Source organism: Bradyrhizobium quebecense (genome assembly GCF_013373795.3).
In the GTDB taxonomy this organism is placed as follows: domain Bacteria; phylum Pseudomonadota; class Alphaproteobacteria; order Rhizobiales; family Xanthobacteraceae; genus Bradyrhizobium; species Bradyrhizobium quebecense.
Map to the genome: position 1 here is coordinate 1,706,930 of NZ_CP088022.1, position 25,486 is coordinate 1,732,415.

Annotated in this window: 21 protein-coding genes and 1 pseudogene; 10 read left to right on the plus strand and 12 right to left on the minus strand. The window is 63.1% G+C overall.

What is annotated here, in order from left to right; translation table 11 throughout:
• The first annotated feature begins 508 nt into the window (after window positions 1–508).
• The 4 genes from HU230_RS07795 to HU230_RS07810 are packed head-to-tail and all read left to right on the plus strand — an operon-like array spanning window position 509 to window position 3,733.
• Window positions 509–1,615, plus strand: a complete 1,107-nt coding sequence (locus tag HU230_RS07795) for a cupin domain-containing protein (protein ID WP_176535104.1) — start codon at window positions 509–511, stop codon at window positions 1,613–1,615.
• 44 nt (window positions 1,616–1,659) lie between these two features.
• Window positions 1,660–2,568: a fumarylacetoacetate hydrolase family protein gene (locus HU230_RS07800; protein WP_176532183.1), complete on the plus strand. Its 909-nt coding sequence runs from the start codon at window positions 1,660–1,662 to the stop codon at window positions 2,566–2,568.
• Complete coding sequence (locus HU230_RS07805) at window positions 2,568–3,005, plus strand: acyl-CoA thioesterase (protein ID WP_176532182.1); 438 nt, start codon at window positions 2,568–2,570, stop codon at window positions 3,003–3,005. The genes HU230_RS07800 and HU230_RS07805 overlap by 1 nt, the downstream gene beginning before the upstream one ends.
• A complete protein-coding gene (locus tag HU230_RS07810) occupies window positions 3,002–3,733 on the plus strand; it encodes an EthD family reductase (protein WP_176532181.1) in 732 nt (243 codons plus the stop codon). The genes HU230_RS07805 and HU230_RS07810 overlap by 4 nt, the downstream gene beginning before the upstream one ends.
• A 165-nt stretch (window positions 3,734–3,898) precedes the next feature.
• Here the strand turns inward: HU230_RS07810 and HU230_RS07815 are convergent, their stop codons facing one another.
• From HU230_RS07815 to HU230_RS07830, 4 genes and pseudogenes are all read right to left on the minus strand, one after another.
• Entirely contained in the window at window positions 3,899–4,612 is a 714-nt protein-coding gene (locus tag HU230_RS07815; RefSeq protein ID WP_176532180.1) for an ABC transporter ATP-binding protein, read from the minus strand.
• Window positions 4,609–6,378, minus strand: a complete 1,770-nt coding sequence (locus tag HU230_RS07820; RefSeq protein ID WP_176532179.1) for a branched-chain amino acid ABC transporter ATP-binding protein/permease — start codon at window positions 6,376–6,378, stop codon at window positions 4,609–4,611. The genes HU230_RS07815 and HU230_RS07820 overlap by 4 nt, the downstream gene beginning before the upstream one ends.
• Window positions 6,375–7,418 carry a branched-chain amino acid ABC transporter permease gene (locus HU230_RS07825; protein ID WP_176532178.1) on the minus strand — a complete coding sequence of 348 codons (1,044 nt, stop codon included), beginning with the start codon at window positions 7,416–7,418 and terminating at the stop codon, window positions 6,375–6,377. Before HU230_RS07825 ends, HU230_RS07820 begins: the two co-directional genes overlap by 4 nt.
• A 43-nt stretch (window positions 7,419–7,461) precedes the next feature.
• A pseudogene (locus HU230_RS07830) lies at window positions 7,462–8,612 on the minus strand (ABC transporter substrate-binding protein).
• A gap of 625 nt (window positions 8,613–9,237) precedes the next feature.
• On the opposite strand from HU230_RS07830, the gene HU230_RS07840 reads away from it, so the two are divergent.
• The 5 genes from HU230_RS07840 to HU230_RS07860 all read left to right on the plus strand — a co-directional run bounded on the left by HU230_RS07840 (window position 9,238) and on the right by HU230_RS07860 (window position 14,605).
• On the plus strand, window positions 9,238–10,020 hold the full coding sequence (locus HU230_RS07840) for an aspartate/glutamate racemase family protein (protein ID WP_176532177.1): 783 nt from the start codon (window positions 9,238–9,240) through the stop codon (window positions 10,018–10,020).
• Between the two features lie 136 nt (window positions 10,021–10,156).
• Window positions 10,157–11,335, plus strand: coding sequence for a thiolase family protein (locus HU230_RS07845; RefSeq protein ID WP_224943083.1), 1,179 nt, complete (start codon window positions 10,157–10,159; stop codon window positions 11,333–11,335).
• Window positions 11,332–12,573: an SDR family NAD(P)-dependent oxidoreductase gene (locus HU230_RS07850; protein ID WP_176532176.1), complete on the plus strand. Its 1,242-nt coding sequence runs from the start codon at window positions 11,332–11,334 to the stop codon at window positions 12,571–12,573. Before HU230_RS07845 ends, HU230_RS07850 begins: the two co-directional genes overlap by 4 nt.
• A gap of 34 nt (window positions 12,574–12,607) precedes the next feature.
• Entirely contained in the window at window positions 12,608–13,390 is a 783-nt protein-coding gene (locus HU230_RS07855; protein WP_176532175.1) for a cyclase family protein, read from the plus strand.
• 57 nt (window positions 13,391–13,447) lie between these two features.
• Entirely contained in the window at window positions 13,448–14,605 is a 1,158-nt protein-coding gene (locus HU230_RS07860; protein ID WP_176532174.1) for an ABC transporter substrate-binding protein, read from the plus strand.
• A 299-nt stretch (window positions 14,606–14,904) separates the two neighbouring features.
• On the opposite strand, the gene HU230_RS07865 is transcribed toward HU230_RS07860, so the two are convergent.
• From HU230_RS07865 to HU230_RS07875, 3 genes are all read right to left on the minus strand, one after another.
• A protein-coding gene (locus HU230_RS07865) for an IS630 family transposase (RefSeq protein WP_176532173.1) occupies window positions 14,905–15,856 on the minus strand; the annotation gives its coding sequence in 2 pieces (ribosomal slippage) (window positions 14,905–15,517 and window positions 15,516–15,856; 954 coding nt in all).
• Between the two features lie 418 nt (window positions 15,857–16,274).
• Complete coding sequence (locus tag HU230_RS07870; protein WP_176528572.1) at window positions 16,275–17,501, minus strand: IS91 family transposase; 1,227 nt, start codon at window positions 17,499–17,501, stop codon at window positions 16,275–16,277.
• Window positions 17,502–17,521: 20 nt separating this feature from the next.
• Entirely contained in the window at window positions 17,522–18,382 is an 861-nt protein-coding gene (locus tag HU230_RS07875; RefSeq protein WP_029085027.1) for a tyrosine-type recombinase/integrase, read from the minus strand.
• Window positions 18,383–18,713: 331 nt separating this feature from the next.
• Between HU230_RS07875 and HU230_RS07880 the strand changes: the two genes are divergently transcribed.
• The gene (locus tag HU230_RS07880) at window positions 18,714–19,043 is read left to right on the plus strand and encodes a hypothetical protein (protein WP_224943086.1); all 330 of its coding nucleotides are present in this window, start codon (window positions 18,714–18,716) and stop codon (window positions 19,041–19,043) included.
• Between the two features lie 182 nt (window positions 19,044–19,225).
• On the opposite strand, the gene HU230_RS07885 is transcribed toward HU230_RS07880, so the two are convergent.
• The 5 genes from HU230_RS07885 to HU230_RS07905 are packed head-to-tail and all read right to left on the minus strand — an operon-like array spanning window position 19,226 to window position 25,486.
• Window positions 19,226–19,585, minus strand: coding sequence for a hypothetical protein (locus tag HU230_RS07885; protein ID WP_176532171.1), 360 nt, complete (start codon window positions 19,583–19,585; stop codon window positions 19,226–19,228).
• An 11-nt stretch (window positions 19,586–19,596) separates the two neighbouring features.
• Window positions 19,597–21,459, minus strand: a complete 1,863-nt coding sequence (locus HU230_RS07890; protein ID WP_176532170.1) for a hypothetical protein — start codon at window positions 21,457–21,459, stop codon at window positions 19,597–19,599.
• Window positions 21,447–21,992, minus strand: coding sequence for a phage tail assembly chaperone (locus HU230_RS07895; protein ID WP_176532169.1), 546 nt, complete (start codon window positions 21,990–21,992; stop codon window positions 21,447–21,449). Before HU230_RS07895 ends, HU230_RS07890 begins: the two co-directional genes overlap by 13 nt.
• The gene (locus HU230_RS07900; protein WP_176532168.1) at window positions 21,989–25,015 is read right to left on the minus strand and encodes a phage tail protein; all 3,027 of its coding nucleotides are present in this window, start codon (window positions 25,013–25,015) and stop codon (window positions 21,989–21,991) included. The genes HU230_RS07895 and HU230_RS07900 overlap by 4 nt, the downstream gene beginning before the upstream one ends.
• The gene (locus HU230_RS07905; protein WP_176532167.1) at window positions 25,016–25,486 is read right to left on the minus strand and encodes a GNAT family N-acetyltransferase; all 471 of its coding nucleotides are present in this window, start codon (window positions 25,484–25,486) and stop codon (window positions 25,016–25,018) included. It lies immediately after the preceding gene.

Consider the following 25,486-nt stretch of genomic DNA (forward strand, 5'->3'; position numbering starts at 1 on the left):
TCCTCACCGTCGTCCTGGCGAAAGCCAGGACCCATTACCCCGAATGGTCATTGTCGAGCGGTCCAGGGCCGCGATCCCTTTCACAATCAAACGCGGTGGTTATGGGTCCTGGCTTTCGCCAGGACGACAGTTGTCGATGTGGCGACACGACTGCTCTGGAGTTGAAGGCACCGCTCGGCCTCGCGAAAGGCGAACGTCCGGCGACCGATGCCGCGGAGCAGGCGAGCTTCACATCAATTCCCGGCAGGACGGAATGATGGGACGTGTCGATCCAACGACGCGGCGAGTCGCGAACCCTTCTACCGTCGTCCTGGCGAAAGCCAGGACCCATTACCCCGGATGGTCATTGTCGAGCGATCTTGGGCCACGATCCTTTTCACAATCATATGCGGTGGTTATGGGTCCTGGCTTTCGCCAGGACGACAGTTGTGGATGCGGCGACAGGACGGACTGCATGAGACAGGACGTCATGAGATAAGACGTCATGAGCCAAGACTTGGAGGACAGGATGGGCGAGAACGTCATCGGCCGGGCCAATGTCGAGGATACCCCGGAGCTCAAGGCCTACTACAAGGACCTCGACAAGTTCGACGCGGCCGCGCTGTGGACGGTCGCCAACAAGATCGAGCCGTGGCAGCCGCAGTCGGCGTCCATTCCCGTGCTCTGGCGCTACAGCGATCTGCGCGAGCACGTGCTGCGCTCGGTAGAACTGGTTTCGCCGGAGAAGGCGGGACGGCGGGTGATCTATCTCAACAATCCCGGTCGCCGCGACGTGTCGGCCGCTGTCGGTTGGCTCTATTCAGGCTTGCAGGTGATGCACCCGGGCGAAGTGGCATCGGCCCATGCGCATTCGGCCTCCGCCCTGCGCTTCATCATGGAAGGGACAGGCGCCTACACCATTGTCGATGGCCACAAGATGACGCTCGGCGCGCGGGATTTCGTGCTGACACCGAACGGCACCTGGCACGAGCATGGCGTCGAGGCAAGCGGCTCGGTCTGCATCTGGCAGGATGGGCTCGACATTCCGCTCGTCAACGCGCTGGAGGCGAATTTCTTTGTCGTGCACCCGAAGATCCAGCAGGAGGAGTCGGGCTATCCCGTCGACGACATGACCAAGACCTGGGGCAATCCGGGCCTTCGGCCGGTGGGCTCGCGATGGTCGAACGGTTATTCACCGATGTTCAAATATGAGTGGGAGCCGACTTACGAGTCGTTGCGGAAATATGCCGCCGCGACCGACGGATCGCCCTATGACGGCATCCTGATGAACTACGTCAATCCGATCACCGGCGGACATGTGATGCAGACCATCGGCGCCAGCATGCAGTTGCTGCGGGCGGGCGAGAAGACCAGGTCGCACCGGCACACCGGAAGCTTCGTCTATCAGGTCGCCAAAGGACACGGCTACTCCGTGATCGGCGGCAAGCGGTTCGAGTGGCAGGAGCGCGACATTTTCTGCGTTCCGTCCTGGGCCTGGCATGAACACGGCAACGCCTCCGGGAGCGAGGACGCCTGCCTGTTCTGTTTCAACGATCTGCCCGTCATCGAAGGGCTCGGTCTCTACCGTGAAGAGGCCTATGGCGACAATGCCGGCCATCAGTCGGTCGCGGCCTGACATTTCCCCGCAGAATTTAACCCGAATAATCGGATCAAGCTTTCATGCGTCTTGTCACGTACACCTTGGGCTCCAGCGGAGCTCGGCTTGGGGTTATCGTCAATGGTTTGGTTGTCGATGTCGAGCGCCTCGGTGCGTCACGCGGTCTCGTCTGGCCGGGCGATATGCTCTCGTTGATCGATAACGGCGTCACGCTGCTGCCGGCGCTGAGGGAATGCCTGGATAGCGCCAACGGGGCGCTGCCGGTCGGCGCCGCCGTTCCGCTCGAGGACGTGAAGCTGCAGGCACCGATCCCGCGCCCGCGGAAGAACATCTTCGGCATCGGGCTGAACTATCGCGCGCATGTGGCGGAGTCCGCCAAGAACCTCGACACCGACAAGGATCTGCCGAAGCAGCCGGTGGTGTTCTCCAAACCGCCGACCGCCGTAATCGGACCGGGAGCGGCGATCCAGCACAATGCCAGCATCACCCGGCAGCTCGACTGGGAGGTCGAACTCGCCGTCATCATCGGCAAGACCGCGACCCGCATCCCGGTCGAGAAGGCGATGGATCACGTCTTCGGCTATTCCGTGATGATCGACATTTCCGCGCGCGACAATCGCCGCGCCGGGCAGTGGATCTTCTCCAAGGGCATGGACACTTACGCGCCGTTCGGCCCCTGCATCGTCACTGCGGACGAGATTCCCAATCCACACGATCTCAGGCTTTGGCTGACCAAGAACGGCGTCGTGAAGCAGGACTCCAGCACCAAATACATGATCTTCGACGTTCCGGCCCTGATCGCCGACATCTCGTCCGGCATGACGCTCGAGCCGGGCGACATCATCGCGACCGGAACGCCGGAAGGCGTGGGCGCCGGCATGAATCCGCAGGAATGGCTGTGGCCCGGCGATGTGGTCGAGGCCGGCGTCGACGGCGTCGGCGTCATCCGGCACCCCGTTGTCGCGATCTGATGACGTTGTTCTCGTTCGATCGCGAGCTGAGGTTCGGCGACTGCGATCCCTCGGGGATCGCCTATTTCCCGTCCTACCTGAACATCCTCAACGGCGTGGTCGAGGAGTTCTGGGCTGTGATCGGATTTCCCTGGCCGGAGTTGATCACGGTCCGCAGGATCGGGACCCCGACCGTGCATCTGACCTGCGACTTTTCGCGGCCGTCGAAATTCGGCGATCGCCTGACGTTTGGCCTCTGCGTCGTCAAGGTCGGCCGCGCCTCGCTCCATCTGGCGCACGTCGTGACGGCCGCAGATGGCGTGCGCTGGCGCGCGCGCCAGATCCTTGCCGCGACGTCGCTGGTCGATCATCACGCAATTCCGTGGCCCGACGACGTTCGTGCTGCGCTCGAATTGCATCGACATGCGGACGAAGACACGCAGGTGGCGTCGCTATGATCTCGCTGTTCATGACGTTCTCCGATCCGAAAGGCGAGCGGCGAATTCACGCGGACGATCTTGCTGCTGCGGCTGTCCTCGTGGGGTCTACTCCGGGGATGGCCGAGGGCCTGCTGTTCACGCCGCTGGAGCAATCGGTCGATCATCCCTACAAGGCCGACGGGGCCGGACCGGTATTTGTGCTCCAACTGCGGTTTCCGAACCTGTTTGTGTGCGAGGCCGCGATGGATCGCGGTGGCGTGCTCGCAGGTCTTGCGGCGGGTCGCGGACTGTCGAGCCTTGCCGGACTGGACGTGACGCATCAGGCGATGGTGACGCGCGCCTTTCCTGTCGACGACGCCACGCATGTGAACGGTACGGTCACGCCGTGCAGCTATCTCGTGCATTATCCCGGGCCGGCCGACGACATGAATGCCTGGAATTTGCATTATCTGGAGCATCATCCGCCGATCATGCGGACCTTCCCCGACGTCCGCCAGATCGAGATTTACACGCGCATCGATTGGGTCGACCGGCTGCCGTCGCAGCGGGTCGAGTACATGCAGCGCAACAGACTGATGTTCGACAGCCCGCAAGCCCTTGCGCGAGCGCTGAGCTCCGACGTGATCAAGCGGATGCGCGCGGACTTCGTCCGGTTTCCGCCGTTCGCGGGCGGCAACAAGCATTTTCCGATGCTGACGAGGATCGTCCCGGCCAGGGAGAGCGACGAGGGCGGAACGCCGCGATGATGGCATTGTGCCCCTGATTTGCCCGACGGAGCAAGCGGATTCTGAAAATCAGCATACGTTGCTTCGGGCCAGCAAGCCATTGATATTGCGGTGGCCGGCTACTGTGCATGGGGTTGTTTTCGATGTTTTTGATGTGCGGCTCGGCGGGGCCGACCCAAACGGGTCTCAGTGTCCGCCGAGATAGGCCGTGATCAGCCGGGGATCGTGGATCAGATCCTTGGCAGGGCCGGACTGCACGATCTCGCCGGTCTCCAGCACGTAGCCATAGTCGGCGGTCTCGAGCGCGGCGCGGGCGTTCTGCTCGACCAGCAGGATGGACACGCCGAGGTCGCGCAAGGACGCGATGGTGCGAAAGATCTCGCGCACGATCAGCGGCGCAAGACCGAGACTGGGTTCGTCGAGCATCAGCAGCGCGGGCCTTGCCATCAGCGCGCGTCCCAGCGCGAGCATCTGGCGCTCGCCGCCGGAGAGCGTGCCTGCGGCCTGGCGCTGCCGCTCCCTGAGCCGGGGAAAGCGATCATAGACCTCGTCCAGCGTCTTTCGGACACCGGAACGATCGCGCAGGCTGTAGGAGCCGAGCAGCAGGTTGTCGGCGACCGACATGTCGGAAAACAGCTCGCGCTTCTCCGGAACAAGGCAGAGCCTGCGCTCGACGCGATCCTCGACCGACATCTTCCGGATGTCGTTGCCACGGAATGCCATGCGACCACGCGATCCGAGCAGCCCGATGGCTGCCATCAGCAGCGTGGTCTTGCCGGCGCCGTTCGGACCGATCACGGTGACGATCTGGCCCTCGTCGACCGACAGCGAGACGTTGCGCACGGCCTCGACGTTGTCGTAGCAGACGGTCACGTCGGTCATGGAAAACATCTCGCTCACGCGACGCCCCCGAGATAGGCCTCTTGAACCCGCTCATCGCTGCGGATCGCGCTTGGGACGCCCTCGCAAAGCTTGGAGCCGAAATCGAGCACCACGATGCGGTCGACCAGCGACATCACGAACTCCATATCGTGCTCGACGATGAGGATGGTCAGGTGATCCGCCCGCAGCGCGCGGAGCAGCTCGGCCAATCTCAGCTTTTCCTGGCGGCGCAGGCCAGCCGCCGGCTCGTCCAGCACCAGCAGGGCGGGATCCGCGGCGAGCGCGCGTGCGATCTCCAGGATGCGCTGGTTGCCGAGGGGAAGATTGCCGGCGAGCTCAAACGGCTTGTCGCCGAGCCCGACGCGCTCGAGCTGCATCAGCGCCTCGTGCCGGGCGCTGGCTTCCTCGCGCTGATTGAGGCGAAAGGCGCCGGCGAACAGGCCGGTGCGGGTTCGGCTGTAAGTGCCGAGCATGACGTTCTCGAGCAGGTTCATGCGCGGCCGCAGCTTCACATGCTGGAAGGTCCTGGCGACGCCGGCCTTGGCGATGCGGGATTGCGGATCACGCGTGATCCGGCGCCCCGCAAAGACGATCTCGCCCTTGTTGACTCGCAGCGCGCCGGTCAGGCAATTGAACATCGTGCTCTTGCCAGCGCCGTTCGGGCCGATCACGGCAAGAATCTCGCCGGATCTCACCTCGAAGCTGACATTGTTGACCGCGACGAGGCCGCCGAACCGGCGCTCGGCGCCGTCAACCTTCAGAAGAAGCTCGCCCGGTGCCGGCTGCGGCCGGCGCGGCAGCGGCGGCGCCGGCTGCGGCCGCTCGCGCCTGGTCTTCGGCAGATAGCGTGCGATGGAGGGGACGATGCCCTGCCGCGCCCATTGCAGGAACAGGATGAACAGCGCGGAGAAGGCGACGATCTCGAGCTGCCCGGATGCGCCCTTGGCGATCAGCGGCAGATAGTCCTGCACGCTGTTCTTGAGCAGCGTCACGATGGCGGCGCCGACGACACCGCCGAGCGGGCTGCCGGCGCCGCCGACCATCGTCATCATCAGATATTCGATGCCCATGCTGGCATCGAACGGACCCGGGCTGATGAAGCGGCTCATATGCGCGTAGAGCCATCCGGAGAGCGAGGCCAGGAACGCCGCGATCACGAAGGTCACGAGCTTGATCCGGAAGGCGTTGATGCCGAGGCTCTCGACAAGCGTATTGCCGCCGCGCAGTGCCCGCATGGCGCGGCCGAGCCGCGAGTCCAGGAGATTGTAGCCGAGGAAGAGTACCAGAGCGACGATGCCCCAGATCAGATAATAGATCTGTGCGCTGGAGACGAGCGCGAGCGAGCCGAGACTGATCGGCGGGATCGACGAGATACCGTTGAAGCGGCCGAGCCCCTCGACGTTGCCGAACAGGAAGCCGATCGCAAGGCCCCATGCCACGGTCGAGAGCGAGAGGAAATGGCCCTGGAGGCGCAAGGTGACGACGCCGAGGACGGCTGCGACGCCGCAGGTCAGCGCCACCCCGAACAGCAGGCCGAGCCAGGGCGATTGCCCGTTCAGGGCGGAGACCCAGGCCGTCGCATAGGCCGCGATGCCGACGAACGCCGCCTGTCCAAACGATACGATGCCGCCGACGCCGGTGAGGAGCGCAAGGCCGATGGCGACCAGCGAATAGATGCCGATATAGTTCATCAGCGTGACGCTGAACGGGCTCAGGACGAGGGGCGCGAGTGCGAGGCACGCCAGTGCCGCTACTGCTGCGAGCTGCACATGAAGGCGCGTCATTCCTCGATCTCCTCCTCGGAATGCAGCGAGGCGAGGGATCGCCAGATCAGAACCGGAATCAGCAACGAGAACACGATCACGTCTTTGAGCGCACTGCTCTGGAAAGATGCGAAGCTTTCGAGGATGCCGACCCCGACCGCGCCGATCGCGGCACCGGGATAGCTGGTCATGCCGCCGACGATGGCGCCGACGAACGCCTTGAGTCCGATCAGAAAGCCGGAATCGTAGAACACGGTATTCACCGGCGCGATCAGGATGCCGGATACGCCGGCCATCAGCGAGCCCAGCAGGTAGGCGATGGTGCCGGCCCGCGCCGGCCGGATCCCCATCAGCCGCGAGCCGGTCCGGTTCACTGCCGTGGCGCGGAGCGATTTGCCGACCAGCGTGAAGTCAAAGAAGAGATAGAGGAGGCCGCTGAAGACGAGCGCCGCGATCACGATCAGCATGGTCTGGCCCGAGATCAGGACGCCGGCGAGCTCCGTTGAGAACGACGTCAGCGGCTCGGTACGGACCCCTTCGGGGCCGAAGAACAGCAGGCCAAGACCGACCAGCGCGAAATGCAGCGCCACCGAGACCGTCAGCAGCAGCAGCACCGTGCCGTCGGCGATCGGGCGGAAAACGATCCGGTCAAGCAGAGGGGCGATCGGCGTGATCAGCATCAGCGCGAGCACGAGCCGGACGGCGAGCGGCGGGTCCAGGCGCATGGTGAGCCAGGCGACGCCGACCACTGCCAACGGAAGGGCGAGATAGAACAGAAGCGCGCGCGGCAAGAGTCGAGTGTCGCCGTTGCGGATGAGCGAAGTGATCTCGATCAGGGTCGCAAGGCACGCCAGCACCACGACCAGTGCGCCGGTTCCGGGAAAGCGCTTGGCATCGAGAGCCGCAAGCGTCAGTGCGGTGAAGGCGGCGATGTCACCAAAGGGAATGAAGATGACCCGTGTCACCGTGAAGATGAGCACGGTCCCGATCGCCACCAGCGCGTAGACCGCGCCGGTGGCGATCCCGTCGATCGCAAGGATGGCCGCGATATCGCTGGTCATTGAGACGCCGTTCCCCCGTTCTGACCGCTGGCCATCGTCCCGCTTATGGCGCGTACTTCCAGGCGCCGCCGGTCAGGCGGACCACCACCAGCGAGCGCTCGTCGACGCCGGTGACCGCACCGGGCTTGAAGTTATAGACGGCATGAACGCCAGGCAGTTCCTTGGTGCTGAGGATGGCGTCTCGCAGCGCCGCACGGAATTCCCTCGTGCCGGGTTTCGCGGTCTTCAGCGCCCGCTCGGCGGCGTTGGCAAAGATCAGCCAGGCATCGAAGGAGTAGGCGGAGAAGCCGTCGGTGGTCGGTATGTTGTGGGTCTTCTGGTAGACCGCGCGGAAATCGAGCGCGATTTTCTTGGCAAAGTGCTCATCCGGAAGCTGTTCGGCCACGATCACAGGCCCGGCGGAGACCTGAATGCCCTCGGCGGCCTTGCCACCGACCGTGACGAAGTCCGGATTGACCAGCGCCACGGTGCCGTAGGTATTGCCCTTGAAGCCGCGCTCGGAGAGCGTGATGAGAGGCAGCGCGCCTTGCGTGCCGGAGCCGCCGATCAGCACGGCGTCGGGACGTGCAGCCATGACCTTGAGGATCTGCGCGGTCACCGAGGTATCGGTGCGGGCATAGCGCTCGTTGGTCTGGACCTTGATGTCGTCAACGGGCTCGGCGGCCTTGGCCCCGTTGTAGACGAGGTCGCCCCACGCATCGGAGAAGCCGATATAGCCGATGTTCTTCATGCCGTCGCGCTTCATGCGGTCCGCGACGATCTTGACCAGGAGCGAAGCCGGCTGTGGCACCGCGACGACCCATTGTTCCGGCGATTCCGGAAGCTTGCCGATGGGCGAGATCGAGATCATCGGCACCTTCAATTCGCTGGCGACGGCCGCCATGGCGATGGTCGAGGGGGTCGTCGCGGTGCCGATCAGGAGGTCGACCTTCTCTTCCTCGACGAGCTTGCGCGCGTTGCGCGTCGCGGCCGACGGATCGGAACCGTCGTCGAGCTGGATCAGGCGGATGGTCTCGCCGTTGATCGTCTTCTTGTATTCATAGCGGCATTGATGCCGCGCCCATAGGGGATGCCGATCGACGCGCCGTTGCCGCTCAGCGAGGTGACAAAGCCGATCGTGATGTCGGCTTGCGCAGCTGGTGCTGCGAAGACGCCGGCGACAAGTGCGAATAAGCCCAGGGTCTTCTGCCGCATTTGCGTTGTCCTCCGTTGATGCTGGATACGAATGTCTGGAAGCCGGGCAGGAGCCCGAGCTGTGCACGAACCGGTTGAAGGCATTGCTGCAGCGCCTGACGCCGGGCGCGGCGAGAGGGAAGTTCGCTTGGCCGGGGCGTCAGCGGCCATGGCGAGGCGTGCTGCTCGAATGGCAGGCGGGTCTGCGGCAACCGGCGTGCATCTGTCGAAGCGAAGGAAGACGAATGCCGCAGCCGCGATGCGCGACCGGCGACGATGCTGCCGGCCAATCAGGCCCGACGATAGTCCACGCGATTGAGTTTCTCAAAATCGGTGCCCTGCAACATCATCGTCATGGCCACCGCAGTGGCCGGTGGTCGATTACTTAAAGCCTAAAGTATTCTCCGTGGCGCCGTCAACACGTGTCACGGGGCTGCCCGAAAAAAATGTTGCTGCATACAATTCCGTCAGAGTGCGCCATTTCCTTCATCTTCTTCTCCCGAAAAATGGACCTTCTCGTCGCGATGGAGAGGGCCCCTTGGGGGCTCCATCGTGCGCATTTGACGGGTCAATTAGTTTATGGTTGAAATATATTGGTCGGCAGGCCGACGGCCGATGCTCCTGTCACCGTTTGAGGAGAAGGGCGATGCGCATCTTCTGGCAGAGTTTCGTCGATGCGAGCGTGAACGCGCCATATATGGCGCGGCTGTCGGAGTACCTCAACAAGATCGCTGCGCCCGGTACGACGGTTCACGTCGAGGGCATTTCACCGCCGGATAGGGAGTTCGGTCGGCTTGCCGAATTACGCTGCGCGGTTCAGGCGATCGACAATGGCATCGCTGCCGAAGAGGCCGGGTTCGACGCCTTTGTGATGGGCCACTTCCAGGATCCCGGACTCTATGAACTCCGCTCGACGCTCGACATTCCCGTGATCGGGACCGGCGAGGCGACGTTGCTCGCGGCCTCGCAACTCGGCCGGCGCCTCGGCCTCGTGACGCTCAATCCCGTCTTCGAGATCTGGCACTACGAGCAGGCTGAACGCTACGGCCTGGGTGATCGCGTCGTCCACGTGAGCGGGCTCGGTTGCAAGCCGGAGGATTTTGCAAGCGCGTTCGCCGGCGATCAGGCGGCCCACGCCCGAATGATCGAGGATTTCCTGGCCTGCGCCCTTCCGCTGGTGCAGCGCGGAGCCGACGTGGTGATCCCTGCCGGAGTGCTGCCGGGCCTCTTGATCGGGCGGGAGCACGGCCTGAAGGTCGGGCACGCGCCGGTCGTGAACTGCGCTGCGGTAGCGTTGAAGAGCGCCGAGATGTGGGTGCAGCTCAGACAACTCAATGGCACCGAGCCGAGCCGCGGGCCGAGCTTCAAGCGTGCCAGTGCGCTGGCGCGTGACGATTTCCGGGCGATGCTTGCGCGCAACAAGCGTTAGCACCCGAACAGCCGCCCAGCTCTGGAGAGCCAGACGTGACGAGACCCGAGAAGGTGACCCTGTTCGAATACGACTCTTGGCAGTATCGATGTGTGGCTGGAGATGATCTGAGGCGGGCAGGCAAGGCAGGCGGCTGGTGAAAAATTCGCTGCGCACACCGTATGAGGGCATCGTGATGGCGGCTCCCGTCACGATCCCCTATGCGCGCTATTCCATCGAGAGCGCACAATGGTGGATTGGCCGCGCGCTGAGCGCGCTGGTCGCGCGGGCCGGCATCAAGGCCTCCGATATCGACGGCCTGTGCGTCTCCAGCTTCACCATGGGGACCGACAGCGGGATTGGACTGACACAGCATTTCGGACTGTGCGTCAGATGGCTGGACACTATCCCGCTCGGCGGCGCCAGCGCCATCGCGGCATTGCGGAAGGCGGCGCGCGCGGTGCAGGCACACGATGCCGACATCGTGGCTTGCGTGGCCGGCGATACCAACCACGTCGATTCCTTCCGCCTGACGCTCGAGAATTTCTCGCGCTTCAATCAGGACGCGGTCTATCCTTATGGCGCAGGTGGCGCCAATGCGAGTTTCGCGCTGATCGCGCGCAACTATATGCGGACCTATGGCGTCACGCGCGAAGACGTCGGCAGGATCGCGGTCGCCCAGCGCGCCAACGCGCTGCGCAACCCGCATGCGCTGATGAAGGCGCCGCTGACGATCGAGCAGTATCTGGCGGCCCGTCCCATTTCCGACCCCATTCATCTGTTCGATTGCGTCATGCCGTGCGCCGGTGCCGAGGCCTTTCTTGTGATGCGGGACGAGACCGCGGCATCGCTTGGCTTGCCGGCGGCACGATTGCTGTCGACGATCGAGCGGCACAACGCCTTCGCCGACGATCCGATGCAGGTGCGTGGCGGCTGGGCCATGGATCTCGGTGAACTCTACGCGATGGCCGGCGTGAAGCCTGACGATCTCGATTTCGTCCAGACCTATGATGACTATCCGGTCATCACGATGATGCAGTTCGAGGATCTCGGCTTCTGCAACAAGGGCGAAGGCGCGGCTTTCGTTCGTCAGCACGATCTGACGGTTGACGGCGACTTTCCGCATAACACCTCGGGCGGCCAGCTCTCGGCAGGGCAGGCCGGCGCCGCCGGCGCCTATCTCGGGCTCGTCGAAGGATTGCGGCAGGTCCTGGGAGAAGCCGGTCCCACACAGGTGAAGGATGCAAAGCTCGGTTTGGCCTCGGGCTTCGGTATGATCAACTACGACCGCGGCCTGGCATCGGGCGCGGTGATCTTTGCAGGGCCCGCGCGATGATCGATCCGATTGAGCCACCCCGGCGCAAGAACCCGCTGCTGCGGACGCGGCTTCCGACGTCGCCGCCGCGAGCGCGCAGCAGGACATCGCACGGGTTCACGCGCGCCGCCGCCGAAGGCCACTTCATGCTGCAGCGCTGCGAGGCCTGCGGCGCCTTTGCTTATCCGGCACGCGAGGCGTGCCCCGCCTGCCTGTCGGCGGGTCTCGCGTTCGTCGATGCGCCGCGCCGCGGCGCGCTGCTGGCCGAAACGACGGCACGGGTGCCGAGCGACGTTTATTTCCGCGAGCGGGCGCCGTGGCGCATCGGTCTCGTCAAGATGGACTGCGGTCCGACGATGGTGGCGCATCTGCACGCGGACTGCGTCGAGGGCGCGCCCGTTCTCATGTCGTTTCAGCTCGACAAGAGCGGTCAGGCGGTGGCCTTTGCCCGACCCGAGGGGGAGACTCCCAACATGGCAGACGACAGGCAGTGGCGGGAAATGACGGCTGATCCGAAATTCCGGCGGGTGCTCGTGACCAACGGCCGCAGCCTGATCGGCCAGGAGGCCGTTGCGGCGCTGAAGGCCGCGGGCGCAAAGACGGTGTTCGTCGGCGTTGCCGAACCGTGGCGGCCGTTTGCCGGCGAGCAGCTGTTGCGCGGACAGCAAGGGATCGAGGTCGTCACGCTCGACGCGGCCGACGAAAAGTCTGCGACGGATCTTGCGGCCGACATCGGCGGCAAGGTCGATATCCTCGTCAACACGACGGAATATGTGCGGCCTGGCGGCCTCCTCGACCGCAGGGGCACGAGCATCGCGCGGGACGAGATCGACCAGGCCTATCTCGGCTTCATCAACCTCGCGCAGGCCTTCGGTCCCGCGATGCGGATGCGGGGGGCGGATGGCGTCAACAACAGTGTTGCCTGGGTCAATATCCTGTCGGTCTATGCGCTGGCGAACTGGCCCGCTTTCGGCGCCTACTCGGCATTGCAAGCCGCCTGCTTGTCGCTGTCGCATTGTCTGCGCGCTGAACTCAGGCCCGGTGGCGTCAAGGTGCTGAACCTGTTCACGGGGCCGGTCGACACCGAGTGGTTCCAGACCGTGCCGCCACCCAAGGTCGCGCCGCGCGCTGTCGCGCAGGCGATCGTGTCCGGCCTCCGGGGCGGGCTCGAGGAGATGTATGTCGGAGACGTCGCCGAGGAAATCAGGCAGCGCCTCGCCGCCAATCCGAAAGCGCTCGAGCGCGAGCTCGACAGGTAAGATCAGGGTTTCAACCAAGCAGGAGGACGTGACGATGCAAAGCAAAAATCTCCTGGAGCTCGCAGGTGCGATCTCGTCTGGCGCGGTGCGCGTTGTCGATCTGACCTTCACGCTCAGTCCGGATTTTCCGGTCATCGTGCTGCCGCCGGAGTTCGGCCAGGCAGCTCCCGTCCGGATCCAGGAGATCTCGCGATATGACGGTCGCGGTCCGGCCTGGTACTGGAACAACGTGACATTCGGCGAGCACACCGGCACGCATTTCGACGCGCCGATCCACTGGTTCACAGGCAAGGATCTGCCGAACAACGCCGTCGACACGATGCCTGCCAAGGACATGATCGCTCCGGCGTGCGTCATCGACTGCTCGGCTGGCGCAGCGCAGGATCCGGATTTCCTGCTGACCGTTCCGCTCGTCGAAGCCTGGGAGGCGAAGCACGGGCGAATTGCCGCGCGGCACTGGGTTCTGCTGCGTACCGACTGGTCGAAGAAGGGCTGGCGCGACTACGCCAACCTCGGGGATGACGGCGCGCACACGCCGGGTCCGAATCCGGCCGTGATGAAATGGCTGGTGGAGGAGCGCGGCATCATCGGCTTCGGCACCGAGACGATCGGCACCGACGCGGGGCAGGCCGGCCATTTCGAGCCGCCTTATCCGGCGCATCACTTCCTGCACGGCGCCGGCCGATATGGCCTTCAATGTCTTTGCAATCTCGATCAGCTTCCCGCCACCGGCGCCGTCATAGTGGCTTCACCCCTGAAGATCCAGAACGGTTCCGGCAGCCCGCTGCGCGTGATCGCGTTAGTTTCAGCAGACTGAAGCGAGCGGATGGCGCTTGCCCGATAGAATAAACGCAAATCAAGAAAGACAGGTGCCATGATCTCGATGAAGACCCTGCTGGCTTCTGCCGCGCTGCTTGTCGCCGTTCCGCAGGTCGGGCAGGCGGAGATCCTCGTCGGATTCGTCACCGGCCTCAGCGGGCCGGTGTCGTCGATCGGGATTCCGAATGCAAAAGGATTAGCGGCGGGCGAAGCCTATATCGGCGAAGTCGGCGGTGAGAAGCTCCGCGTCATTCAACTCGACGACGGCTCCGATCCCACGGCGTCGGCGCGTAACGCGCGCAAGCTCGTCGAGCAGGAGAAGGTCGACATCCTCATCGGCACGTCGGGTGCGCCGCAGACGCTGGCGATGGCGACAGCCGCGATCGAGATGAAGATTCCAATGATCGCGGTGTCGCCGATCGCGGCGGTGCCATCAGGCGATGGCGGGCCTTGGGTCGTGCAGACGCCACAACCGACGCCGCTTCTCGTTCAGGGCATCGTCGATCATATGAAGGCGCGAGGGTTGAAGACCGTCGCGTTCATCGGCTTCTCCGATGCCTTCGGCGACCTCATGTACGATTCGCTGACGCAAAGCGCCAAGGCGGCCGACATCAAGGTCATCGCCAACGAGCGATACGCCCGATCGGATTCGTCGGTGACCGCCCAGGTGCTGCGCGCGTTGGCGGCCCACCCCGACGCCATCATGCTCGGCGGCACGGGAACGCCGGGAGCGTTGCCCGTGATCGCCTTGTCCGAGCGTGGCTACAAGGGACCGCTCTACGGCAACCACGGACTCATCAGCGCCGATTTCCTGCGGCTCGCCGGCAAGGCGGCCAACGGAATTATCTGCCCGACCGGGCCGGTGACCGCGGCCGAGCAGCTTCCAGCCAGCAATCCGATCCAGAAGGTTGCCTTGGCGTTCCGCGCGGCCTTCGAGAAGGCGAATGGCGAGGCGCCGACCGACTCGTTCTCATCCTATTCATTCGACGGTTGGCTGGTGTTCGTCGATGCAGCCAAGCGCGCGCTGGCAACCGGCGCCAAGCCGGGCTCGCCGGAATTCCGCACCTCGCTTCGCGAGGCGCTGTTCACCACCAAGGAGCTGGCCGGGACCCAGGGCGTCTACTCCTACACGCCCGCGGATCGCCACGGAGTCGATGCGCGCGCGCGGATCCTGGTTCAGATCGAGGACGGGAAGTACAAGCTGCTGCCCTGATTGAGCGGCGGGATGGCGTCGTAGGTTTCACTCCGGCGATCGGGTGGTCTGCGATCCCGGCGGTCATTATCGCTTCACCGATCGCATGAAGGACTCGATCCGCGGCCGCGGGGAGAATGTGCGCCCATGCGAGGTCGAGCAGGCCATCCAATCGCACACGGCTGTTGCGACGTGCGCCGGCCGGCATTCTCTTTCCAGGTGTCGTCCCTGCGAAAGCAGGGACTCATACTCCGCGGCCCGAATTGTGAACGGGACTCGTCGTTCCACGATCGCACAACAATGACTAGAGCAGATTCTGATCAGACACGGTCATAACCGGCTGCGGCGAAGAAGTTCAGGCACTCTTGGGCGGTGAAGGCGGTCAGGGCGGTGGCAATAGCGTTGTCCAAAGCCTCGATTGATCTGGCGGCGGCCTTTCGAAGTGCGGCTTTGAGCTTGGCGAAGGCCATTTCGATCGGATTGAGGTCGGGCGAATAAGGCGGCAAATAGAGGAGCTGGGCGCCCACGGCATCGATTGCGATGCTGACCTCGGCGCGCTTGTGTGCTGCGAGATTGTCCATCACCACGATGTCGCCGGGCCTGAGTGTCGGCACGAGGACTTGCGTCACGTAAGCCTCGAACGCCAGACCATCCATGGGACCGTCAAGGACCATCGGCGCAGTCATGCCGGTCGCTCTGAGCGCGCCGACGAAGGTCGTCGTCTTCCAATGACCATGCGGGAGCGCTGCGACACAGCGCTGGCCGTACGGCGAGCGGCCATAGCGCCGCGCCATCTTGGTCGAGGCTCCCGTCTCGTCGATAAACACCAACCGATGGATGCCGATCTCAGGCTGAGATGCCTTCCACGCCGCGCGTTCAGCGGCCACGTCCGGCCGATCCTGCTCGCTGGCGTGCGATGTTTTTTTTGAACGTGATGTTGCGGCGATCGAAGAATCGCCAGACCACGCTCGGCACGAAACGCTCGCCGTGGACTTTGAGGAGATGGTCAGCGATCTCGGCCAGCGTCATGTCAGGCGTAGCCTTGACCAGGGAGAGGATCTCCGCAGCATGACCCTCGATCCGAGCTGAACGTCTGTCTCCGCCCTGCGCTCCCGCCTCACAAGCGCCGGTGCTGCGCCATTCGTTGACCAGTTCGATCGCTGTCGATGGCGCTACGCCGAACCGGCCGGCGGCGCCCCGACAGCTCATGCCTTCCTCTTCCACAGCCCGAATAATGCGAAGGCGAAGGTCCGGCGAGAGCGGCTTAGCCATGGGGGCTGGCCTCCATCACCAGCCCTCAGGGTGAATCACGATTTGCCTCACAAGGGAATCTGGAGGGTTCTGTGAGGTCGCGCTCACGCGAGGGCGCGGCAGGCGCTTATGACGCGACCTCATTGAAGCCGGATTGAACGAAGGCGCGGGAGGCTATTCGCGGTTTTGCAGCTATGGGGATTGTTCGAGATCGCCATGCCCGATCTGCTGGCTCGGCGCGTGAGGCAGAGACACAGGAGTGCGCATCCTGGAAGAGTTGAGATCAGACGCGCTTCGCCTGAGATCGCGATAGGCCTTTTGCTGCATCGGACGGTTGTTGTCGCGCAGTGTGACAGCACGGATTCGACATCGTCCGCGATGATCGAGACGCTGGGAGCGAAATGACGAATGATGATCGTCGTGCACGACATGACTTGGCTCACGATGTGTCGCATCGGAACGGTGATGTTCGAGGGCTGGGGCGTCTGAAGCTATGTCGAAAGCGCTCAATGATGCGCATGACGCCACCACAATCGGGACAGGCAGGAACCTCGGCCCGGGTTTGAGCCTCCGAATCCACAGGCGACGGCTGGCCATCGTTTGGGGCTGTTCGCTCATGATCGAGAAGTTCGCGGCAAAGGGCGAGCTTGGCAGCGCGATGGCGGTTGGCCATGAAGCCGAAGTGGCGGATGCGGTGGAAGCCGTCAGGCAGCGTATGAAGCAGGAAACGGCGAATGAACTCATCGGGCTTGAGATTCATGATCTTTGTCGCGCTGTTTTGGCGATAGTCCTTCCATGAGAAGGCGACATGATCGTCGTCGAGTGCGACGAGCCGGCTGTTGGCGATCGCGACGCGATGGGTGTAGCGGCCGAGATAGGCCAGGACCTGTGCGGGTCCGCCGAAGGGCCGCTTGGCGTAAACAACCCAGTTGATGCGTCGCATGGCGTCGAGGTGGGCCGCAAAGGCAGCCGGCTCGGCCAGAGCTCCGAGATCGCCGAAGAAACGCAAGGCACCGGAGTTGAAGGCTGCCGACAGACGTTTGAGAAAAAGTGTGCGAAATAGTCTGGACAACGGTTTGACGGCCAGGAAGAAGTTCGGTCGGCAAGCGGTCCAGCGCGCGCCATCGGGCGAGAGGCCGCCACCCGGAACGACGCAATGGACGTGGGGATGATGCATCAGCGTCTGTCCCCAGGTGTGGAGGACGGCGACGCCGCCGATCGCACCGCCGAGCCGGCGTGGATTGGCGGCGAGCGTCGTCATCGCCTCGGCGGCAGCCTTGAACAGGATGGCATAGACGACGGCCTTGTTCTGGAAAGCGATCGCGGCGATCGGTGCGGGAAGTGTAAAGACGACGTGGAAATAGGGAACCGGAAGCAGGTCGGCTTGACGCGCGGCGAGCCACGCGGCTCGGGCTCTCCCCTGACACTTCGGACAGTGCCGATTGCGGCAGGAATTATAGGCAACGCGTGTCGTGCCGCAGTCGTCGCAAGCCTGCATGTGGCCGCCGAGCGCCTCGGTCCGGCACGCAACGATCGCGCTCATCACGCGCCGCTCGACCCGCCCCAGATGACCGGCATGTACACGGCGATAGGCGTCGCCATGCCGGCACAGAATATCGGCAATCTCGATGGCGGGCCTGTTGGAGCGGATGTCGGAGCGGGTCATGACCCGCATCCCGCTGCGGGTCATCCAGGTGGCGTCACCTCCAGCGACAGGCGATCGAGCGGGCTCTGCGTCGCTCGGATCGTATCGGTGGCGACCTGCGTGTAGCGCGCTGTCGACGACAAATTATTGTGCCCGAGCAAGACCTGGATGATCCGGATATCGGTTCCGTTCTCGAGAAGATGTGTCGCGAAGCTGTGGCGCAGCGTGTGCAGCGTGACGCGCTTGGTCAGGCCCGCAGCCTTCACCGCCGACCGGCAGGCGGCATGCAGCACGGTCTGATCGATCGGATGATCTTCGTCACGACCAGGGAACAGATAAAGCCGCGGCCGGGCGAGCCGCCAGTAGGTGCGCAGGATGCCCAGCAGCTGGGGCGACAGCATCACGTTGCGATCCTTCGCGCCCTTGCCGTGGCGCACCTGGATGACGCCGCGGGCGCTGTCGATGTCTTCGATCCGCAGTCCCGCAACCTCCGAGGCCCTGAGCCCGGCCGCATAGGCGGTGGTGAGCGCGGCGCGGCTCTTCAGGCTCGATACCGCTTCAAGAAACTGAACCACTTCGTCGGCGCTGAGAACGACCGGCAGCTTGCGCGGTTCTCGCGCATAGGGAATGCGCTCTGGGATGAGCGCCTCGCCGAGCGTGACGCCGTAGAAAAACCGTAGCGCACAGACGATCTGGTTCAGCGCCGGCCATGAGATGCCGGTCGAGACCAAATGCACCTGGAAGGCGCGGACGTCTTCCAGCTCTAACCGGTCAGGCGATCGGCCAAAATAGCGGCTGAACTTCGAAACCGCGCTGATGTAGGATCTTTGCGTCGCCGGCGACAGATTGCGGACGGTCATGTCTTCGATCATGCGGCGGCGAAGAGGGCTCAAATCGGCCATCTCGATACTCCTGTCTGAGGGGGTGGGCTCCAACACCCACATCCTCTCAGCCAGGAGGCGATCTATGTGTAGCGCGCAAAATCGAATGGCACCGCGCGCAAGTTCGTTTGTCACCCCATTGGTTAAGGCTCGTATACCCCGTTCATGGCGTCGACATGGGGTGCCAGAAGGCCACAAACGCGGGCTTGACCGCGGTTGGCACACGGATCTTCAGGCTGTTATCGGACTCTACATGGCTGTAGAAAACGGCTAGGATCAGAGTATTCAGCCAAGGTGCTTCTGATTGCCGCCGTTACAGTATTGGTTTTCCGGCGCCGCTATAGGCGCATTCTTGGCGCTCGTCGTCAGCGTCACGACGTTGAGCTGGGCTTGGTTTTCGGCAGCACGGAACGAGCATAAATCGTCCCAGTCTACCGAGGCGGCCGATCGTGAAAAGGCCCGTCTTGCCGTAATCAGATCCCACCTTCAAAGTTTTTACATCGAGGGCGGCTCGCTCATGGATAAGCCGGTGCCGCCCAATGCGTCGCCAGAGCTGATCGCGCAATACACAGCGGAAGCCGAGACATGGGCAACCAAGGCCAATACCTGGATAGGCACAGAACTGGGCAAGGGGCTTCAGCTAGGTTTGTCGATCGCACAGCCTATCCTTCGAGGTTCATGAGCGGCGTTGCTCCTGAAGTCGGTAACGCCAAAATCTTTATCGCAGATCTCCGTCAAAACCTTGCAAAGATGATCGAGACCGATGCTTGGGACTCAGGAGCGGCGAGATAACCTTGCTGAGCAAGGCGAAGCGTGCCCGTGAAACGTCGCCGGAGTATCCGCTTTTGTGGCCACAAGCGGTTCCTAGACTAGGGCATTGGCACGGACCAGCAGGCTGTCGACCTGGTCGTCGGACAGGCCCACGACGGTGATCATGTGCTGTACTAGGCTGTCGGACCGCCTGATCTCCGTCGCCAGGTCCCATTCCTCCTGCACGTTCGCATCCGCCGCAATCGCGGCCTTCACGGAAGCCCAGGTGCCAAGCTCATCAAAGGCCCGCTTCAGGCCGAGCTTGGTGCAGGAACTCGGCACACGGGCCGGTGGTTCAAGGAACGCAATCACCGCCGGGTCGTCGTCGTCGACTTGCTCAGTCTCGAAGCCGGGCTGCTCGCAGGCGAACCATCCAACTATTTTGCCTGCATCGTCTCGTACTACAAATCCCATGCTGTCCTCTCCTATTCGAACGGATCGTACCAACCGCGCGTGACGAGTCGCAGGGTCGTGTTTGCAACGGTCGAGCGCGCCGCGACTTGCCGCGCGGTATCCGTCCAAACGCGGACTTCGGTCATGTTGCCGCTGGTTGCAGCTGATGCCTCAACACCAGTGCCGCCGAGGGAATAGCTGGGGGCGTTGTCAACCATAGCGGTCTCGTGAACCCACCAAACCGTATTTTGCGCTGTGTTCCAGGCGATAACCGTCAGAATCGCTTGCACTTGCACGCCGGGCGGAATGCTGGCCAGTGCGAACGTTTGCAGCGTCGTTCCGATTGTGGTGTTGACGTCAAGAGAAACTCCGGGCCACCAGAATTCGCGCCCTCGCTGCAGCAGTGGCGAGAACGTGCTCGATGCCGTTGACCACCAAACCGCACCGATGCGCCTGCAAAGCGTGTAACCAGATGGAAGCGTCGGCGCTGTCGCACTCAACGAAATAAGAATATCGGTGTTGCCGCTGCCTACCGGATTTCTGATGATGAATACATGATAGAAGCCGGCCGCGATTGCTCCGGTATCCAAAGCACCGTTGCCGTTTCCGGGATTCCATGCAGCGCTCGTCTTGCTGAGCGCGGCGCCAAGGCTAATCATGTCGGCTTGATTGCGATCACACGCCACACCAGCTGATACGCTGAAACTCGCGATGCCCGTCGACGTGATCTTCAATCCTGCCAAGGGCAGCCCGCGCAGCAATGCGGGAATGCCGAGATTGACCACCGCAGCCGGCTTGTTCGTAAGATCGGCAAGATTAAGGCTCGACGTCAGATCGCCCGCGCCGGGCTGACCAACGTGGTTAAAATTCCAGTCTCCGTACGTGCCGACACCATTCGCCTTGTCGACCGTCATCGTAATGACTTGCACAACAGGATCGTAGAGACAAACGCCCTCCATCCAATTGGTCGGCGAGGCATTCGACGATGCGCGCAGCCGGACGCCGTTCTGATACGAGAACCCCGTGACCGCCGAGAACACTTTCGTTCCCGTGCCGATCGCCAGTGCCGTCGCGCTCGTTGCCTCCGTTGCACTCTGACCGATAAGCAGCCATTTGCCGGCCGCCAGGTCGGTTGCGAAGTTACCGGACAGATGCGGCACGACGCACTGATAGGTATTTTTGTTGATCGGGTGCACGACGATCGACGCCGGCGGACCCACGACGTAATTTTGGCCGGTCGCCCATGCCGCAGTTTGCAGCCACGGCAGCGGCCCCGTCGGACCTGTATCGCCCTTGCTGGCGAGGACTTGCCAGTACGTCGCGTTGGGCGGCACATGCCCCGCGCCTGGTGTGTCGTTAATCCAGATGTAGGACGAGCCATTCAGCGTCGCCACGTCCATCAGGCCGTAGGTATGTGCGTTGTCGTATGGTGCGGGCTCGCCGAGCGGCTTGGAGATGCCCTGGTAATTCCAGACGCCTGACTCCTTTACCCATTCCTTTCCGCTCGACGCCTGCCGCGCATACTGCCCTTCGTCGCCTTTGGACGGATCAGGCGTCGCCCGATCGGAGCGCACGAACACAAAGAAGCCGTCAGTCTCGAGCGCGCCGGTCAGGCGGATGACCTCGGCCGATGTCTGCGATCCGGAGAAGCGCAGCGGACTGCTCTGCAGAATTTGATACGCAGTGCCGGCCGGCACATTTGCATAGGGCCATTTCGCAATGCTGAGATGGGTGTCGTCCGTCACGTCGAGCAGAGTGACAGGACCGAAACCGTCGACCACCAGCGTGTCGAATCTCATGACGTTCGAGGCCCATAGCGGACCGCCGCCGCCCGTCACGACTTGGCCGCTGCTGGCGACCGATACGGTTCCGGTCGAATATATCAAATCGGGCATGGGATACCGGGCTCCGAAGTCAGGCTGGATTGAGAGATCGCGTCGATGCGGGCCAAGTGCTGGCGAAGGTTCGCCGGCGTCTCCGCGCCCGTCGGATGGCACGGCCAGTTTCGCACCATAGATGGCGCGTCGGGTTGCTTGGATAGATCGCGAAGCTGCTGCCGATATACCGCCCACGTCTCACGGTTCGCGACATTGCGGTCAGTGACCATGTACTGGTCGGTCGCCGATAACTCGGCAGCCACCGCCAGCTTCACAAGAAGCGCTAGCCGCTCGATCAGAAGCACCGCCTGGTCTGCCGCAGGCCGTTTGACGATCGTCAGCGTGGCCAGGTCCACCATGTCGACGAACGGATCGATCTCAACGACGGATGCAACGCCGCTACGAGCTAACCCAGGCACATCTGGCCCGTAGAGGGCATCTTGGATTCGAAGGATGGCATGGTTCGGCAAGTGGCTCTTGCCATCGACTGGTTCGAGCGTTCCCCACGATCGGATGAACCCCGTCGCGGTGCAGTAGTGGATAACGGTCATCGCTTCGCACCCATCACAAAGAGCGAACCGGACACGACCCCCCAGAATCCCGGATTGCTCATCGTGATGGCAACCGGAATCGTCATGACCCCACCGTTGGCTATGACCTGGACTGACCCTGAAAGCGTCGGCGTGAACGAGACGTTCTGTCCGCTAAACGTATAGGAGTTGACGGTCGAGCCGTTCACGAACGCGGTGAATGCGCAGCTTGTGGCGATGTTGCCGCTTTCGTAAACCACCATGGGGCAGCTCAGGTAGAGCGTCATGATCTTGCCGGACAGGCCCGTCGTATCTATCGAGAGATTGCCGCTGTAGATCGTGGTTGAGGAGCCGCCGGGATTGATGGCGGCGATGCTCTGGACGATAGGCACGATGATGGCGTTGTCCGCGATCTTCAGCGACTGGACCGACAGGTTCTGGATGGCACCATTCGTTGCCGTGATCGAGTCGGCGGCCATGTGTCCCGCAATGATCTGCTGCCCAGCGATCATGCGCGCGAAGATGCCGCCATCAAGATACATGTTGCCGACGAACCCGAATGCCGGAACACCGTTGACGGTACCGACAGTGAGTGCGGCGACGGGGTTGCCGCCGTTGACCCCCGGTAATTGAAATTGGAGCTTGTTTGCCTGGATGGTGAAAGCCGACCAATTCGCTCCGCTGTCAAGCCGGATGGCGCCGGTGATGACGCCGTTCACAGTGATATCGACACCCCAACGCGCACCGACGTAGCCGTCAAGCGTAGCAATCGCTTCGGAATGCTCGGTGACCGAGGCGTCGAGCGCGCCGAAATGCGCGTTCGTCGTGAGCTGGTAGCTGGCAAACGCATTCTGAGTGTCAAGGGCGACGGTGCGGACGTCGTCGATCGACGCGCTAATTCCGTCAGTCGCGACCTGGATCAGGTTTTCGACTTGTTGGAGCTGATCCCAAGATTGCTGGTTGAGCGTGCCCTTCGCCAGCGACAGCCGCGCCGCGATACTCTGCATCTGGTCCGCAATTCGGGCGTCCAGCTCGTCGATCTCGCGCCGATACTGCTGCTGTAGGGTCGAAATTTGATACACTATTCCGGCCGCCAGATCGGCCATCGTGAACCTAGCGTCGGGCGTCGAGAAGTTGCGCCACTCCGTCCACAGCATCAGACGCGGCGAACTCGGCACATATTGCACGCGCGCCTGATAAGCCGTTAGAGGCAGCAGCGACTGCGTCACGATCATTGCGCCGCGCCCGTATGACCCTGGTGGCGTCGCGCCCGATGTGACGAACGACTGATCGCTGGCGAGGCGAACCTCGTACTGCAGCGCATCGATACCCGAGAGCGTGCCGTCCCATTCGAGCTGCATCGCTGGCCGGCGTTGAACATGGTCGGCGTCGAGCTGCGCGATGCCCTCGACGCTCCAATCATTCACCGGCTGCGCCGGGGGATAGATGATGACGGTCGAGCCGCCGATGACGGGCTTGAAATCGGTGCCCTGGTCCCAATCGTAGTCCGATGGATCGACTTCTGTCAGTGCGACACCGACGTCGAGATTGGCCTTATCGGTGACCGTATCGACCCGAAACAGCTTATTCTGGTAGCCGTTGCGCACCGACGTCCATGCGGCAACATCGCCCGGTTCGAGAAGCCAGAACGCCGGGGGCAGCACCAAGGCGTGAGTGCGCGCGCGTTGCGCTTCCTCGATCGCCGACTTCTGCAGCCGTTGCACTTGGGCTGGATACGGCACCATGTCGAACTGAGGCGATGCCATGAGGCGACGATGGCCGTCGATCACTTCCAGATCGGTGCGGTAATACGCCGGCGCGGTGGCCGTTTGCCAAGCCTGCGACGGATCAGGATATGTGGCTTGAATGCCGTTGACGCTGTCGGCGAGCGCAAAGAACGGCCGGAACACTTGCTGCTGATCCGACACGATGTCGTCGTCGGTGAACGACATAACCGGCGCATCGGGCGCACCGAGGTGAATCTTGTAGAACCCGCCGATCTCGGAAAGGCGACCCTGACAAGCGGTCAATATGCTCTCAAGCGCGTTCGCTGGCTGGGTGTTGACATTGATTTGCGCGCCCGAGCGATAGCTTGGCTCCGGCCCGGTCTCACCAGCGATCGACGCGCGGCACTTCTCGATCTGGGTGATCCAGTTCGCAACAGGCAGGCGGCCGGCCGGGGCGTTCTGCAAGCCGTAAAGCCACGCACCCTGATAGGTGATGCCGCGCAGGATGTTGTAGGCCTGCACTGCCGGCATATCATCTCCGTCGCCGCCCCAGGTCGATGGATCGGCATAGCGTTGGCCGCCAACGCCGCCGGCCGTCGAATCCCTAGACACGTCGTAGAGCGGAATGCTCGAAAGCTCGAACAGGAACGACGGAAACCCGGAGAAGACGCTGGCGTTCACGAGGGTCGTAACGATGACATAGGCACATCCCACGCCGACCCGCGTGGCTTCATAAGGCCGATCTTCGGACGAGACCGAGTTTACCAGGTAGGGATCGGCGATAGTCTGGGTGCCATCGTAATATTTGATCCAAACATGCGGGACGATGTTGGCATCAGGATGGTTGGGATCGCGGGGCTTCACGAACTCTGGCGGCTCATAGCCCGCATCGGTTCCACCGGGTGCACCGACCAGACCTCCGCTCGGGATGGTGATCGCTTGCCCATTAATTCGCATACCGACTAGCCGAGCGCGCGGCATATCGGAGACCTTGATCACCTGTACAAGGTTTGCGTTCGGGGTATCCTGGTCGCCGCCCCAGGTGTTCGCGTAGACCAGTTGGCCCGCTGTCGCGCTGAAGCCCAGCGGGAATGACCGGGGCACCGCGCCGCCCGAGGTGAGCGTGCCCTGGACGCCGAAGTTGTCCGTCTTTTGCTGCTGCGCCTGATTGCCGGAGACCGCCTTCGCCGCGTACGACAGGCCGATCGAGCCAGCAAGCGCAATTGCGGTGTTCAGCGTGAAGGCAACGGCGGTCGCGATGAAGCCCGCCTCAATGCCGAGAAAAGTCGCAACCGCAGCAGCGGTGAAAACAGGCATTTAGAGCGCCTTGACGTAGCTGGTTTCCATGCGGACGAAGCCGCAGCGCTGGTAGATCACCGCGACGGCCGGGTCGGCGCCGAGGCCGGACATCTCCGCAACGCGGCAACCCTGCGCGCGCGCCCAAGCCAAATAAGCAGCGATCAGCCGCATGGCGGACGGACCGCGCTGCGCCGGGTCGATCCACCAAGCGTTCTCTTTCGCGATGCGAACCGGCCCAAGCAGGTGATCGATGGCCACCGCGAGTAGCAGCCCGTGTGCTGCGCCCTCGATGTCGAGCACCAGCGCGCAGGCGCGCGTGCTGCGCAAGTGGGCCGCGAACAGCCGCTCGGCATAGTCAGGATAAAATTCCAGTGCTGGATCGCCAGCAGTCAGCAGTGAAGCGCCCGCACGCGCCAGCCACTCCGCGTGGAAATCGCGCAGCATCTCGATCACACGGCTCTTATCGGAAAGGCAGGCCGGCCGGATCAT